The organism is Rubrimonas cliftonensis, assembly GCF_900107585.1.
Taxonomy (GTDB): domain Bacteria; phylum Pseudomonadota; class Alphaproteobacteria; order Rhodobacterales; family Rhodobacteraceae; genus Rubrimonas; species Rubrimonas cliftonensis.
In genome coordinates this window covers 338,569-352,894 of sequence record NZ_FNQM01000002.1, presented here as the reverse complement: position 1 = coordinate 352,894, position 14,326 = coordinate 338,569, and the positions used below count along the sequence as shown (strand labels likewise).

Here is a 14,326-nt window from a genome sequence, read left to right as displayed (position 1 = left end):
GTCATTCCGTCAGCACCCAGGTGTCCTTCACGCCGCCGCCCTGGCTGGAGTTCACCACCAGCGAGCCCTCGCGCAGCGCCACGCGCGTCAGCCCGCCGGGGGTGAGGCGGATGTCCTTGCCGACGAGCGCGAAGGGGCGGAAATCCACATGCCGCGGGCTCGGCCCGAGCGGGCTGAGCGAGGGCACCGTCGAGAGGTCGAGCGTCGGCTGGGCGATGAACACGCCGGGCGCCTCGCGGATCTTGCGGGCGAAGACGTCGCGCTCGGCCGCCGTGGACTTCGGCCCGATCAGCATGCCGTAGCCGCCCGAGCCGTGCACCTCCTTCACCACCACCTCGTCGAGATGGGCGAGGACATAGGCGCAGTCCTCGGGTTCGGAGCACTTCCAGGTCGGCACGTTCTTCAGGATCGCCTTCTCGCCGAGGTAGAAGCGGATCATGTCGGGAACGTAGCAGTACACGGCCTTGTCGTCGGCCACGCCGGCGCCGGGCGCGGAGACTATGGTGACGCCGCCCGAGCGGTAGGCGTTCATCAGCCCCGCCACGCCCAGCACGCTCTCGGGGCGGAACACCAGCGGGTCGATGAAGTCGTCGTCGATGCGGCGGTAGATCACGTCCACCCTGCTGGGGCCCTGGGTGGTCTTCATCCACACCTTGCCCTCGTCCACGAACAGGTCGCGGGCCTCGACCAGTTCGACGCCCATCTGGTCGGCGAGGAAGCTGTGCTCGTAGTAGGCGGAGTTCAGCGGCCCCGGCGTCAGCACCACGCAGGTCGGGTCGCCCTTGCAGGCCGGCGGCGCCACCTCCTCCAGCGTCGCGCGCAGCATGTCGGGGTAGCCGTCCACCGGCAGCACCCGCCCGCCGGCGAAGAGGTCGGGGAACATCCGCATCATGATCTCGCGGTTCTCCAGCACATAGGAGACGCCGGAGGGCGTGCGGCAGTTGTCCTCCAGCACGAGAAACTCGTGCGGGCCGGTGCGGACGATGTCGATGCCGACGATGTGGCTGTAGATGCGCCCCGGCGGGTCCACGCCCATCATTTCCGGCAGGAAGGCGGCGTTGCGGTAGATGAGGTCGGCCGGGATCACGCCCGCCTTCAGGATCTCGCCGCGGTGGTACACGTCCCACAGGAAGGCGTTGAGCGCGCGGGCGCGCTGGGTGATCCCGCGCGAGAGAGTGCGCCACTCCTCGGCGGAGAACACCCGCGGGATGAGGTCGAAGGGGATCAGGCGCTCGGGGTCGCCCCCCTCGCCATAGACCGCGAAGGTGATGCCGATGCGGCGGAACAGCGTCTCCGCCTCCAGCCGCTTCAGCTCCATGGCCTCGGGGCCCATCGCCTCAAGCCAGGCGGCGATGTCGTGGTAGGGCGGGCGTACGCCGCCATCGCCGGTCATCTCATCGAACATGGTTTCCCCCTGCGGCCCGACAAGCAAAGCAAAGCGGCGCAGGCGCGTCCAGTGGGCTCGCGCGAGAAGTCTCCGGCGGATTGCAGTGCTCGGGCGGCAGGCGCCGTTAACGTTTGGCGCCCACCGCGCGGGCGCCGGTCAGTCGGCGACGAGCGAGGACAGGAACGCCTCGACCGCCGCGGTCGCCGAGAAATCCTGCGTGGTCGCGCCGATCAGCATGTCTCCCAGCCGCATCGACCCGCCGCCGGCCCAGGTATGCCCCGCCCCGAAGGACACGAGATGCGTCAGCGGCGCCGCGCATCCCTCATAGGCGCGCAGCTCCGTCGTCACGCCGTCCTCGGGGGCGCGGTCTGGCATCGGCCGCGCCGCGTAGCCGGCGCAGCCGTTGCGGCGGGCGAAGAGCGCCACCGTCTCCGCGATGGGCTCGACGCGCCCGCGGTCGCGGATCAGCAGGCTGTCGCCGCCGATGCGCCCGCCCTCGGGCGGCACGATCCGGTCCTCCGTGCCATGGATGAAGAGCGCCGGCATCGGCGGCGCGGCGGCCGGGCAGTCCAGACCGACGGGCAGCGCGGCGATGACGGCGGCGACCCCCTGCACGAGGTCGGGCGCCTCGCAGGCGACGCGCAGCGCCATCATGCCGCCGATCGAGGGGCCGGCGACGAACACCCGCGAGGGGTCGACCCGCCCTTCCGCCGCGAGCCGCGCCACGAGGCTGCGCAGGAACGCCACGTCGTCGGCGTCGTTGTAGAGGTCGCCGTCGCCGTCGCGCCGGCCGTCGTTCCACTCCGGCGCGGCCTCGGGCCACGCCACCACCCAGCCGCGCCGCCAGAGCGTCACGGCCGCGCGCCGGCGGGCGAAGCTGGCCGAGCCGATGCCGCCATGCAGCGCCAGCAGAAGCGGCGCGTCGCGGACGCCGGGGGCGGCGTCGATCAGCGCGGCGCGCGCCACGCCGTCGTGCTCGAAGCTCAGGCGCTCCTGCGCCGACGCGCCGGCTGTCGCCAGCAGCGCGGCGGCGAGCGCGATGGAAGCGGCGACGGTTCGCGATGCGAGGCTCATGGGCTCTCCTCCCCGCCGCCAAGGTAGCGGCCGGCCGCCGCCTCTCAAGGATCGGGCGGCGGCATCGGCCGGCCCGCGCGCCGGCGCCAGGCGTCCAGCGTCACCTGGACCACCGACGCAAGCGGCACTGCGAACACCACGCCCCAGAATCCGTAGAGGTCGCCGAACACAAGCAGCGCCACCATCACCGCGATCGGGTGCAGGTTCACCGCGCCGGCGAGCATGATCGTGGCGAGGATCGCGCCGTCGATGGTCTGGATCACGGTGTAGGCGGCAAGCGTCCACATCATCTCCGGCCCGAGGCCCCACTGCGCGAAGGCGGTGAGCGCGACCGGCAGGCCCACCACCGGCGCGCCGAAATAGGGGATCAGCACGGACAGCCCCGACAGCGTCGCCAGGAGCAGGGCATAGTCGAGCCCCAGCAGCCAGAACGCCGCGTAGCTCGCGCCCCCGACGATGGCCATCTCATAGGCGCGCCCCCGCACATAGCCGCCCATCTTCATGCTGATGTCGGCCCAGACCTCGTCGGCGAGGGGGCGGTGATCGGGCAGGAAGCCCGCGATCCAGAGCGTGATCGCCCTGCGGTCGCGCACGAAGAAGAAGACCAGCAGCGGCAGGATGAGCAGATACAGCCCGATGGTCGCGACGTTCGGCAGCTGCGCCACGGACTGGCGCACCATCCGCTGCCCGAGCAGCGCCATGTCGGCGTTCAGGCCGGCGGCGAAATCGCGCATCTGGTCCGCGTCGAACACTTCCGGATAGTCCACGGGCAGGGCGAGAATGAACGCCTGCGCCTCGCTCGCGAGCAGCGGCAGGGCGCGCGCGAGCTGGGCGACCTGCCCCAGCAGCACCGGCGCGGCGAGCAGCAGCGCCGCCGCCAGCAGCGCGACGAACAGCGCCGTCAGGAGCGCGGCCACCAGCGTGCGCGACAGGCCGCGCCGCGCCATCGCCGCCGCCGGGGCCTCCATCAGCCAGGCGATCACCACGCTGGCGAGGATCGGGGCCAGAACGTCCGCCGCCAGCGTCAGCAGCGCGCCGCCGCTGACGATGATCAGCAGCAGGATGACGATCTGCGGGTCGGCGAAGGTCCGCCGCAGCCACTGCGCGAAGAGCGCGCCGACATTTCGGCCGTCGGGCGCGTCCGACGGCCGCGGCCCGCCGTTGTCGCGACCCGGGCCGCCGCTGCTCGACGGGCTCACCGGCTCATTCGTCCTCTGCGGCCGACGTCGGCTCAGGCGCAGCGTCGGCGCCTGCCGCCGCCTTCCTCTTCGCCGCCGCCCTGGCGGCGGGGGCCTTGCCAGCCGTCGCCTTCGCCGCCGGCGCCTTCTTCTTCGCGGTCTTGCCCACGGCGGCCTTGGCGGCGGCCTTGGCGGGGGACTTCGCGGCGGCCTTCTTCGCCGGCGCCTTCTTCTTCGGCGCCTTCTCGGCGATCAGCGGCAGCGCCATCTCCAGCGTGGCGGCCTCGGCCTCGACTTCCTTGGGCAGCGTGGCGTTGACCTTGCCCCATTTGACGTAGGGACCATAGCGCCCGGCGTGCAGCTCGACCGGCCCGCCGTCGGGATGCTCGCCCAGCACGCGCAGCGGCGCCGCCGCCGCGCCGCGACCGGGGCCGCGGGCGCGCTTCTGCTCGATCAGGTCGACCGCGCGGTTCATGCCGATGGTCAGCACGTCCTCGTCCTTGGGCAGGTTGGCGTAGGTCTTGCCGTGCTTGACATAGGGCCCGAAGCGGCCGATGCCCGCCTCGATCGGTTCGCCGTCCTCCGGATGCGCCCCGATCAGCCGCGGCAGCGCCAGCCAGTCGAGCGCCCTGGCCAGGTCCACCGCGTCCAGCGGCATGCCCTTCGGCACCGAGGCGCGCTTGGGCTTGGCGCCGCCCTCCTCCGGCTCGCCCATCTGCACATAGGGACCGAAGCGCCCGACCTTCAGCGTCACCGGCAGCCCGTCCTCGCTGTGGCCCAGCAGGCGGTCGGCGGCCTCCGCCTCCGCCTCCGACGCGCCGAGCGGGCGGGTGTACTTGCATTCGGGATAGTTCGAGCAGCCGATGAAGGCGCCGAACTTGCCGGTCTTGAGGCTCAGCCGCCCCGCGCCGCACAGCCTGCACTGGCGCGGGTCGACGCCGTCGCCGCGGTCGGGGAAGAGATGCGGGCCGAGGGCGGCGTCGATGCGGTCGAGCACCTCGGAGATGCGCAGCTCCTTGGTCTCGTCCACCGCGCTGGAGAAGTCCCCCCAGAACTCGCGCAGCAGCGCCTTCCAGTCGGCCCGCCCGCCGGAGACCTCGTCGAGCCCCTCCTCCAGCGCCGCCGTGAAGTCGTACTGGACGTAGCGGGAGAAGTACTCCTCCAGGAACGCCGTCACGAGGCGGCCCTTGTCCTCGGGGATCAGGCGGTTGCCGTCCTTCTGAACGTAGCCGCGGGTCTGGATCGTGTCGATGATCGAGGCGTAGGTCGAGGGCCGGCCGATGCCCAGCTCCTCCATGCGCTTGACGAGCGTGGCCTCGGTGTAGCGCGGCGGCGGCTGGGTGAAGCTCTGGGCGCCGAGCGCGGCGGGGTCGGCGGCGCCGCCGCCATCGGTCAGTTCGTCGCCCACCGGGCCGGAGGCCAGCACGAAGCCCGCCGGCTTCGCCTCCGCCTTCTCGTCGGCGCGCGCCAGCGCCCTCGCCACGTCGGCGTCGAGCGACGAGCCCCTGAAGGGCGCCAGCACCGCCTTCTCGCCCTGCATGATCTCCGGCAGCCGGGCGCCGTCCTCGCCCGCGTCGTCGTCGCGGCTCTCGTCGTAGATCTTCAGGAAGCCGTCGAACTTGACCACCTGCCCGGTGGCGCGCAGGCCGACGCGCGGGCCTGAGACCTCCACGGTCGTGCGTTCGAGCCGGGCGCTGGCCATCTGGCTGGCGAGCGTGCGCTTCCAGATCAGCTCATAGAGGCGGCGCTGGTCGGGCTCGAGCCGGCCCGCGGCGTCGGACCCGCGGTCCATCTCGGTCGGCCGGATGCACTCGTGGGCCTCCTGCGCGTTCTTGGCCTTGGTCTTGTAGACGCGCGGGCTGTCGGGGACGTAAGCCTTGCCGAAACGGCTCTCGATGGCGCTGCGCGCCGCCGTCACCGCCTCGGGCGCCATGTCCACGCCGTCGGTCCGCATGTAGGTGATCCAGCCCGCCTCATACAGCCGCTGGGCCGTGCTCATCGTCTGCTTGGCGCCGAAGCCGAGCTTGCGGCTGGCCTCCTGCTGCAGGGTCGAGGTCATGAAGGGCGGCCACGGGTTGCGCGTCGCGGGCCTCGCCTCCACCGACGCCACGCCGAGCACGCCCTCGGCCACCGCCTGCACCGCCTTCAGCGCGTCCGCCTCGGTCGCAAGGTCGAAGCGGTCGAGCTTCGCCCCGTCGAGCGTGACCAGCCGCGCCTCGAAGGCGTCGCCGCGCGGGGTGAGCAGTTCGGCGCGCACGGTCCAGTACTCGCGCGGGCGGAACGCCTCGATCTCCATCTCGCGCTGCACGATCAGCCGCAGCGCGACCGACTGCACGCGCCCCGCCGACTTCGCGCCGGGCAGCTTGCGCCACAGCACCGGCGACAGCGTGAAGCCCACGAGATAGTCCAGCGCGCGGCGGGCGAGATAGGCGGAGACCAGCTCCATGTCGATGTCGCGCGGGCGCTTCATCGCCTCGCCGACGGCCTGCTTCGTGATGGCGTTGAAGGTGACGCGGCTGACCTGGGTGGCCGGCTTGACCGCCTTGGCCTTCTTCAGCGCCTCCAGCAGATGCCACGAGATCGCCTCGCCCTCGCGGTCGGGGTCGGTCGCGAGAATCAGGCTGCCGTCGGATTTCAGCGCCTCGGTGATGGCGCGGACGTGCTTCTTCGAGGCGCTGTCGACCTCCCAGACCATCGCGAAGTCCTGCTCCGGATCGACCGAGCCGTCCTTCGGCGGCAGATCGCGCACATGGCCGTAGGAGGCCAGCACGGTGTAGTCGTCGCCGAGATACTTGTTGATGGTCTTGGCCTTGGCGGGGGACTCGACGACGACGACGGCCATGGGCTCAACTCTCCTGCGGCGCGGTCTGCGCGCGGAGCGGGAAACTGGGCGCCGCGGGTGCGGCTGTCAACGCCGCATGATGTGCGCGGCGAGCGGCTCAGCGCGCAGCGGCGCCGGGAAAGAGCCCGCTCTGCGCCAGCCCGTCGAGCACGAACTGCACGGCCAGCGCGGCGAGGATCACGCCGAAGACGCGCGCCACGACATGCACGCCCGTCCTGCCCAGCACGCGCTGGACGCCGCCGGCGATCAGCATCAGCGCGAAGGTGAGCGCGAGGATCGCGCCGAGCGCCGCGATCACCATCGCCGAGGCCGCCGGGTCGCCGCCGGCGTCGCCCATCAGCAGCACCACCGCGCCGATCGCGCCCGGCCCCGCGATCAGCGGCGTCGCCAGCGGAAACACGCTGATGTCGGCGCGGGTCGCGGCCTCGGCGTTCTCCTCCGCCGTGGTCGAGGCGGCGCCGGAGGGCCGCGCGAACACGAGATCGATGGCGATCAGCATCAGCAGCACCCCGCCCGCGATGCGCAGCGCCGGCATCGTCACGCCGAACAGGCCCAGCGCCGCCTCGCCGAACAGCGCGAAGCTCAGCAGAATCGCCCCGGCGATCAGCACGGCCCTGAGCGCGAGCGTCCGCCGCGCGCGCCCCCGGTCTCCGGCGGTGAGGGTGGCGAACACGATGGCGACGTCGAGCGGCCCGATCGTGGCGAAGAAGGTCGCGAAGGCGACGAGCGCCGTCTCAAGCATGGCGTCGGTCACGCGCCCCTCCCCTCAGGCCAGTGCGATCAGGTCGCCGGGCCGGCGGTCGATGAGGCCGTCGAGCTCCAGCTCCGAGAGCGCGGCGGCGAGGTCGGCAGCCTGCAGCCCCGCCGCCGCCGCGAGCGCGTCGAAGCTGACCGGCGCCGCGCTCAGCAGCGCGGCGACGCGGGCGGCGGGCGGGCCGTCCGGCGGCGCATCGGGCAGGCCGGCGGCGGACGGGCGCGACGGGCTCGAGGCCGGGCGCAGGGGGCGCGCGGCGCGCGGCGGCGCAAGCGCCGGACCAAGCGCCTCCAGCACGTCCGCCGCGCCGCGGATCAGCGCGGCGCCGTCGCGGATCAGCGCGTTGCAGCCGGCCGCGCGGGGGTCCGACGGCGCGCCGGGCGTCGCCATGACCTCCCTGCCCTGCTCCGCCGCCATGCGCGCGGTGATCAGCGAGCCGGAGCGCTCCGCCGCCTCCACCAGCACGACGCCCCGGCTGAGCCCCGAGACGATCCGGTTGCGGCGCGGGAAGCTGCGCTCGGTCGGTTGCTCGCCCATCGGCCGCTCAGACATCCGCAGGCCGGTCCCGGCGATGCGCTCCGCAAGCGCCGCATGCTGCGGCGGGTAGACGACATCGACCCCGCCCGCGTGGACGGCGACCGTCCCCGTCGCCAGCGCCGCGCCATGGGCGGCGGCGTCCACCCCGCGCGCCAGCCCCGAGACCACGACCCAGCCGGCCTCGCCCAGCCCGCGCGCAAGCTCAGCCGCGAAGCGCGCGCCCGCCGCCGAGGCGTTGCGCGCGCCGACGATCGCGACGCAGGGGCGCAGCGCGAGGCCGGGCTCCCCGAGCGTCCAGAACACCGGCGGCGGATCGGGGATGTCGGCCAGCGCCGGCGGATAGGCGGCCTCGCCGAAGCAGACCAGCCGCGCCCCGGCGCCGGCGCCGGCCTCAAGCTCGCGCTCGGCTTCCTGCGCGCTCGCCAGCCGCACGCGCGGCGCAATCTCCGGCAGCGCCGCGAGCGCCTCGGCGGGGCTGGCGAAGCGCTCCGCGAGGCGCTGGAAGCCGCGCGGCCCGACGCCTTCCGACCGGATCAGCCTGAGCCAGTCGCGCCGCCCGGCGTCGTCGCGCGGCGGCGCGAAACTCACCCGGCGCGCCCCAGCCGGATGCGCGGCTCGGCGCCGCTCAGCAGGCGGCGGATGTTGCGGGCGTGCGCGAGCCACAGCGCGGCGGCCAGCGCCGCCGCCGCCAGCACCGCGCCCCACTGGTGCAGCAGCGCCAGCGACACCGGCGCCAGCGCCGCGCTCACCAGCGCCGCGAGCGAGGAGAAGCGGGTGAGGACGGCCACCGCCAGCCAGACCGCCAGCGCGATCAGCCCCGCGGGCAAGTAGAGCGCCAGCAGCACGCCGAGAAAGGTCGCCACCCCCTTGCCGCCGCGAAACCGCAGCCAGACCGGAAAGAGATGCCCGAAGAACGCGCCGACGCCCGCGAGCATCGAGGGCAGCGGCCCCCACTGCGCCAGCAGCAGCACCGCAGCGGCGCCCTTGGCGGCGTCGCCCAGCAGCGTCAGCGCGGCGGCGAGCCGGTCGCCGGTGCGCAGCACGTTGGTCGCGCCGATGTTGCCCGAGCCGACGGCGCGCAGGTCGCCGAGCCCGCGCAGCCGCGCGACGATCACGCCGGTCGGGATCGACCCGAGCAGGTAGCCGACCAGCGCCGACAGCCCCAGCCACGGCGCCGCGCGCTCCCATCCCATGACGTCATGCAGCATCGGCGCCCGCCCCTCCCCGGGAGCCTTCCGGGCCCCCTCTCTCGAAGACCGTGACGCCGCCGACGAAGGTGCGCAACACCCGACCGGTCATCCGGCGCCGGTCGAAGGGCGTGTTCTTCGACTTCGACAGCAGGGCAAAGCGGTCGAGCACGAAGGGCGCGTCGGGGTCGAACAGCGTCAGATCCGCCGGGGCGCCGACCTCCAGCCGGCCGCCCGGCAGCCCAAGCAGCCGCGCGGGCGCCAGCGACAGCCGCGCCATCAGCGTCGGCAGGTCGGCGAGCCCGGCGTGATGCAGCGTCAGCGCCGCGGGCAGCAGCGTCTCCAGCCCCACGGCGCCGGTCGCCGCCGCCTCGAAGGGCACGCGCTTGCTCTCCTCGTCCCAGGGCAGGTGGTGCGAGGCGACGACGTCGATCAGCCCGTCGGCCACCGCCTGCGCCGTGGCCGCGCGGTCGTCCTCGCAGCGCAGGGGCGGGTCGAGGCGGAAGAAGGTGCGCCAGTTCCCGACGTCGAGCTCGTTGAGCGACAGGTGGTGGATGCTCGTGCCCGCCGTCACAGCCAGCCCGGCCGCCCTGGCCCGCGCCAGCGCCGCCAGCGCGCCGCGGGTGGAGACGCAGGCGAGGTGCAGCCGGCAGCCGGTCAGCTCGGCGATGGCGATGTCGCGCTCGACGGCGATCCGCTCCGCGATGGCGGGCGCTGACGGCAGACCGAGCCGCCCGGCGAAGGCCCCCTCGGTCGCGCAGGCCCCGTCGGAAAGCCTCGCCTCCTGCGCATGGTGGATCACGAGGCCGGGCCGCGACAGCCCGCCGGCGTAGGCGAGGCAGCGGCGGAACACGCGGGCGTCGGCCACGGTCCGCGCGCCGTCGGTGAAGGCGACGGCGCCGGCGTCGGCCAGCAGACCCAGCTCCGCCATCTCCCGGCCATGAAGCCCCTTGGTCAGCGCCCCCATCGCGTGCACCCGCACCGGCGCGGCGGCGTCCGCGCGACGGGCGATGAAGTCGAGGATCGCAGGGTCGTCCACGCAGGGCTCGGTGTCGGGCTGGACGATGATGGTCGTCACGCCGCCCGCCGCCGCCGCGCGCCCGGCGCTGCGGAAGCTCTCGCGATGGCGCGCCCCCGGCTCGCCCACCGTAACGCCGATGTCGATGAAGCCCGGCGCCAGCGCGTGGCCGCCGCAGTCCGTCGCGCCGGGCGGCGCGGCGACGTCGCCCCAGCGGACCTCGGCGATCAGCCCCTTTTCGACGGTCAGCGCGCCCGGCCCCTCGCGGCCCGAGGCGGGGTCGATCAGGCGGGCGTTGGCGAGGATCATGCGCGCGCCTCCGCCGCCGCCGCGCCGGTCTCCCCCGGAACATGCCGCGCGAGCAGGTCCAGCACCGCCATGCGCACCGCCACGCCCATCTCCACCTGCTCTGTGATCACCGAACGCTCGAGATCGTCCGCCACCACCGCGTCGATCTCGACGCCCCGGTTCATCGGGCCGGGATGCATCACGATGGCGTCCGGCGCGGCGTTCGCGAGTTTTTCACGGTCGAGCCCGTAACGATGGTGGAACTCCCGCACCGAGGGGACGAAGCCGCCCGACATGCGTTCCGACTGCAGCCTGAGCATCATCACGACGTCCGCGCCCCGGAGGCCTTCCGCCATGTCCTGGAACACCTCCACGCGCCAGGCGTCGATGTCGGGCGGCAGCAGCGTCGGCGGGGCCACGAGGCGGACGCGGTTCTCCATCCGGTCGAGCAGCGCGATGTTGGAGCGCGCGACGCGGCTGTGCAGGATGTCGCCGCAGATCGCGATGGTCAGGCGGGAGAGCCGCCCCTTGCGCCGGCGGATCGTCAGCGCGTCGAGCAGCGCCTGCGTGGGGTGCTCGTGCGCGCCGTCGCCCGCGTTGATGACCGCGCAATTCACCTTCTCCGACAGCAGCGCGACCGCGCCGGACATCTGGTGCCTGACCACCAGCAGGTCCGGGCGCATGGCGTTGAGCGTCACGGCGGTGTCGATGAGCGTCTCGCCCTTCTTCACCGACGAGGAGCCGACCGACATGTTCATCACGTCCGCCCCGAGCCGCTTGCCGGCCAGCTCGAAGCTCGCCTGGGTGCGCGTCGAGGGCTCGAAGAACAGGTTGATCTGCGTGAGGCCGCGCAGCACCGCGCCCTTCTTGTCGCGTCTTCGGTTGAGCGCGACGTATTCCTCTGCGAGATCGAGCGCGGCGCGGATGTCCTCCTGCGAGAGGGCCGAGGCGGCGAGCAGCGATCGGTGGGCGAACACGAAGCGGGCCTCCGGCTGCGGAAGATGCGGCGTTCCTTCTGGCGCATCGGCCGCGGCGCGACAAGCGCGGCGCTGCGCCCGGGGCGCGGATGGCGCTCGCCCGTCGCAAGAAATTCGCCTCAGATGCACGCGCAAGCCATGCTAGTTTGTGTCAGAGAGGGTTAGGGGGTAGGCCCTCAGAGGTTTTCGTGATTCGTCGAGGTGAAAGAGAATGCAGCGAACTGTAACGAAAGCGGTGTTTCCCGTGGCCGGACTGGGAACGCGCTTCCTGCCTGCGACCAAGGCGATCCCCAAGGAAGTGCTGCCGCTGATCGACCGCCCCCTCATCCAGTACGCCATCGACGAAGCGCGGGAAGCCGGCATCAACGAGTTCATCTTCGTCACGGCGAAGGGGAAGTCGGCGCTTGAGGACTACTTCGACAGCGCGCCGGAAATCGAGCGCGCCTTGCGCGAGAAGAACAAGACCGACCTGCTCGAAGCGATGAAGCCGTCTGAGATGCCGTCGGGCGCCATCGCCTATGTCCGCCAGCAGGAGGCGCTCGGCCTCGGCCACGCCGTCTGGTGCGCGCGACGCCTGGTCGGGGACGAGCCGTTCGCCGTGATCCTGCCAGACGACGTGATCGATTCCGAGACGCCCTGCCTGCGCCAGATGGTCGACGCCTACGCCGAGACCGGCGGCGCCATGGTCGCCGCGATGGAGGTCTCCCGCGAGGCGACGAAGGCCTATGGCGTGCTCGACCCGGAGAGCGAGAACGGCCAGCTCGTCAAGATGCGCGGCATGGTCGAGAAGCCCAAGCCCGAGGACGCGCCCTCCAACCTCGCGGTCATCGGCCGCTACATCCTGCCACCGTCTGTCATGGAGACCCTCGGCCAGATGAAGCGCGGCGCCGGCGGCGAGATCCAGCTCACCGACGCCATCGCGGAGGAGATCACCGCAGGCAGGCCGGTGCACGGCTTCCGCTTCCGCGGCCAGCGTTTCGACTGCGGCTCGAAGGCGGGCTATCTGCAAGCCACGGTGGCCTTCGCGCTGGCGCGGCCCGACCTGCGGGACGACTTCGCAGCCTACCTCGCCAGCGTCACCGACCTGCCCCGCGCAGCCGAATAGGCGCGCGGCGGGCGCTGCGTCAGATCACCGACCAGCGTCCCAGCGCGAGCGCCCAAGCGGCGATCGTCGCGTTTGCGGCGACGTGGCACCAGACGGCGTCGGCGATGCGCCCGCGCCAGAGGGCGCACGCGGCGAAGACCGCGCCAGCAGCCGCTGCGGCGATCCATCGGTCATGGAGGGCGGCGAACAGCGCCGTGCTCACCACGACGGCGAGCGCAAGCCGGGCGCCGCCGCCGGCGCGACCGGCGGGCGCGATCTTTTCAATCAGGTAGCTGCGGAACACGAGCTCCTCGATGACGGGCACCAGCAGCGCCGTGCCGAGCACCCGCGAGAGCGCCCAGACGGCGAAGAACCAGGCCGGCATCGCGGCCAATGCGGTTTCGAGCGGGCCGCCCGGCGCCGCGGGCGCATCGGTGGCGATCCAGAGGACCGCGATCGCGAGCCCGGCCGCGACCGGCGCCGCATGGGGCGACCAGTCGAGCCGCGCGAGCAGCGGCCAGAATGCGGCGAGCGCCGCGAGCATCGCGATGAACCGCAGCGGATAGGCGACGGCCGGAACCTCGAAAAGGGTGGAAGCCAGCAGCGCCGTCGCCATGAAAACGATGAACGGCGCGAGCCGCGCCACGTTCCAGTCCTGCAGCAGCGGCGGCGGCGGCGCGAACGGCCCGGCTGACGTCGGCGCGGCGCCGGCGGGCGCGCGCCGCAGCCAGGGCGACGCATGGGCGGCGGCCGCCAGCGACAGCGACAGTAGCGTGAACATCAGCCACCCCGCATGGCTGTGGAAGCCGTTTACGGCGAGATCGGGCGAGACGTTGGCGCCGATCAGGATCAGCACGGTGATCCGCACCACGTTCAGCGCCCAGCTGAGCGCGAGGCCGACGGGGATGAGCGCCAGCGCGTTGGGAAAGCGCAGCCGGTCCCGGAACAGCCACAGATAGAACGCCATGAAACCCGTGATGAGCGCGAAGCCCTCTATCCCCGAACATTGCGGGCCGACCAGGACGCGGAACTCGGGCACGCCGAGCAGCACCTGCGACGGATCGCTCACGATGTCGTCAGCGAAGAGCGACAGCAGCGCGCGGGCCGCCTCGAAGGTGACCGCGGCCAACGCTTCGACCTTCCAGAAATTCTGCGCCAGCGTCGCCAGCTCAGGCGTGGCGAGACCGAGCGCGCAAGCCGCCGCCAACCGCCAGCCGCCGAGCTGCGCCGCCTGCGCAAGGGCCGGCGCCGGGGCGGCGGCCAGCAGGGCGCCCGCCGACGCGGCCAGCGCTCCGCCGAGCCAGAGTGCGAGGGCGAGGCCGAAAATGGCTGGACCGGCTGTGTCCGACAGAAAGAACCATGGCGCCAGGATCGCGACGAAGCCAGCAAGGTTGACGGCGATCCAGGAGCCGTGCGGGGCTGGCCGGGCCTGCACCGCCAGCGCCGCGCGATCGGGCCACAGCGCCATTATGGCGAGCGCGCCCGCCACCATCGCCCGCACCGGGAGCAGCGCAAGCCCAGCGCAGAGCGCCGCCGGCGCCATGGCGCGGCATTCGAAATCAAACGCGTTCTTGAAGAGAACGGCGATCAGCAGGATTTCCAGAGCGACCAGAGCCGCCACCGCGATCGCCGCATGCGGTCCGAACATGCGGCGCGACCCCGCCTGAGCATCATCCGTCTTGGCCATGGCGTGTCCCCTGCAAGCGGCGCGCGCCAGCAGCAGGTCGCGCGGAAACCGCCGGCGAAAAATTCGCCGGCGGTTTCAGTCTTCTAGCGTCGGGTCAGCGCTTCATGCGCTCGCGCACGAGCGCGACCGAGGCGCCGACGACGGCGAGGGCGGCGACGCCGGCCAGCGCGTCGATCTCGGGGACGACGAAGTCGTCTGTGATCCCGGACGCGTTGGCGGCGGTCGCGGCGAACAGAGTGGTGATCGTGATGATGGTCTTCATGGAACGCTCCAGTTCGGGTTCAACGACTCTTGCGGCGTTGCGGGCCAACGA

General features: G+C 72.7%; 12 protein-coding genes. 1 reads left to right on the top strand and 11 read right to left on the bottom strand.

The window, feature by feature from the left end:
• Position 1 precedes the first annotated feature (1 nt).
• The 9 genes from BLW43_RS04320 to BLW43_RS04280 all read right to left on the bottom strand — a co-directional run bounded on the left by BLW43_RS04320 (position 2) and on the right by BLW43_RS04280 (position 11,242).
• Positions 2-1,405 carry a circularly permuted type 2 ATP-grasp protein gene (locus tag BLW43_RS04320; protein ID WP_093248839.1) on the bottom strand — a complete coding sequence of 468 codons (1,404 nt, stop codon included), beginning with the start codon at positions 1,403-1,405 and terminating at the stop codon, positions 2-4.
• 138 nt (positions 1,406-1,543) lie between these two features.
• A complete protein-coding gene (locus tag BLW43_RS04315; RefSeq protein ID WP_093248836.1) occupies positions 1,544-2,461 on the bottom strand; it encodes a CE1 family esterase in 918 nt (305 codons plus the stop codon).
• A 44-nt stretch (positions 2,462-2,505) separates the two neighbouring features.
• On the bottom strand, positions 2,506-3,660 hold the full coding sequence (locus BLW43_RS04310; RefSeq protein ID WP_175478755.1) for an AI-2E family transporter: 1,155 nt from the start codon (positions 3,658-3,660) through the stop codon (positions 2,506-2,508).
• 4 nt (positions 3,661-3,664) lie between these two features.
• On the bottom strand, positions 3,665-6,481 hold the full coding sequence (gene topA, locus BLW43_RS04305; protein ID WP_093248818.1) for a type I DNA topoisomerase: 2,817 nt from the start codon (positions 6,479-6,481) through the stop codon (positions 3,665-3,667).
• Positions 6,482-6,578: 97 nt separating this feature from the next.
• Positions 6,579-7,235, bottom strand: a complete 657-nt coding sequence (locus BLW43_RS04300; RefSeq protein WP_245730918.1) for a MarC family protein — start codon at positions 7,233-7,235, stop codon at positions 6,579-6,581.
• Between the two features lie 12 nt (positions 7,236-7,247).
• Entirely contained in the window at positions 7,248-8,360 is a 1,113-nt protein-coding gene (gene dprA, locus BLW43_RS04295; RefSeq protein ID WP_093248815.1) for a DNA-processing protein DprA, read from the bottom strand.
• Positions 8,357-8,980: a glycerol-3-phosphate 1-O-acyltransferase PlsY gene (gene plsY, locus BLW43_RS04290; protein WP_175478754.1), complete on the bottom strand. Its 624-nt coding sequence runs from the start codon at positions 8,978-8,980 to the stop codon at positions 8,357-8,359. The genes dprA and plsY overlap by 4 nt, the downstream gene beginning before the upstream one ends.
• Positions 8,970-10,286 (bottom strand): dihydroorotase, encoded by a 1,317-nt coding sequence (pyrC, locus tag BLW43_RS04285; protein ID WP_093248812.1) that lies wholly within the window; start codon positions 10,284-10,286, stop codon positions 8,970-8,972. Before pyrC ends, plsY begins: the two co-directional genes overlap by 11 nt.
• The gene (locus BLW43_RS04280; RefSeq protein WP_093248808.1) at positions 10,283-11,242 is read right to left on the bottom strand and encodes an aspartate carbamoyltransferase catalytic subunit; all 960 of its coding nucleotides are present in this window, start codon (positions 11,240-11,242) and stop codon (positions 10,283-10,285) included. The genes pyrC and BLW43_RS04280 overlap by 4 nt, the downstream gene beginning before the upstream one ends.
• 211 nt (positions 11,243-11,453) lie before the next feature.
• Between BLW43_RS04280 and galU the strand changes: the two genes are divergently transcribed.
• Positions 11,454-12,347, top strand: a complete 894-nt coding sequence (gene galU / locus BLW43_RS04275) for a UTP--glucose-1-phosphate uridylyltransferase GalU (protein ID WP_093248805.1) — start codon at positions 11,454-11,456, stop codon at positions 12,345-12,347.
• 19 nt (positions 12,348-12,366) lie between these two features.
• On the opposite strand, the gene xrtE is transcribed toward galU, so the two are convergent.
• Together xrtE and BLW43_RS23380 are read right to left on the bottom strand one after the other, a co-directional pair.
• Positions 12,367-14,013, bottom strand: coding sequence for an exosortase E/protease, VPEID-CTERM system (gene xrtE, locus BLW43_RS04270; RefSeq protein WP_093248804.1), 1,647 nt, complete (start codon positions 14,011-14,013; stop codon positions 12,367-12,369).
• Positions 14,014-14,107: 94 nt separating this feature from the next.
• On the bottom strand, positions 14,108-14,275 hold the full coding sequence (locus tag BLW43_RS23380; RefSeq protein WP_175478753.1) for a hypothetical protein: 168 nt from the start codon (positions 14,273-14,275) through the stop codon (positions 14,108-14,110).
• Positions 14,276-14,326: the final 51 nt, after the last annotated feature.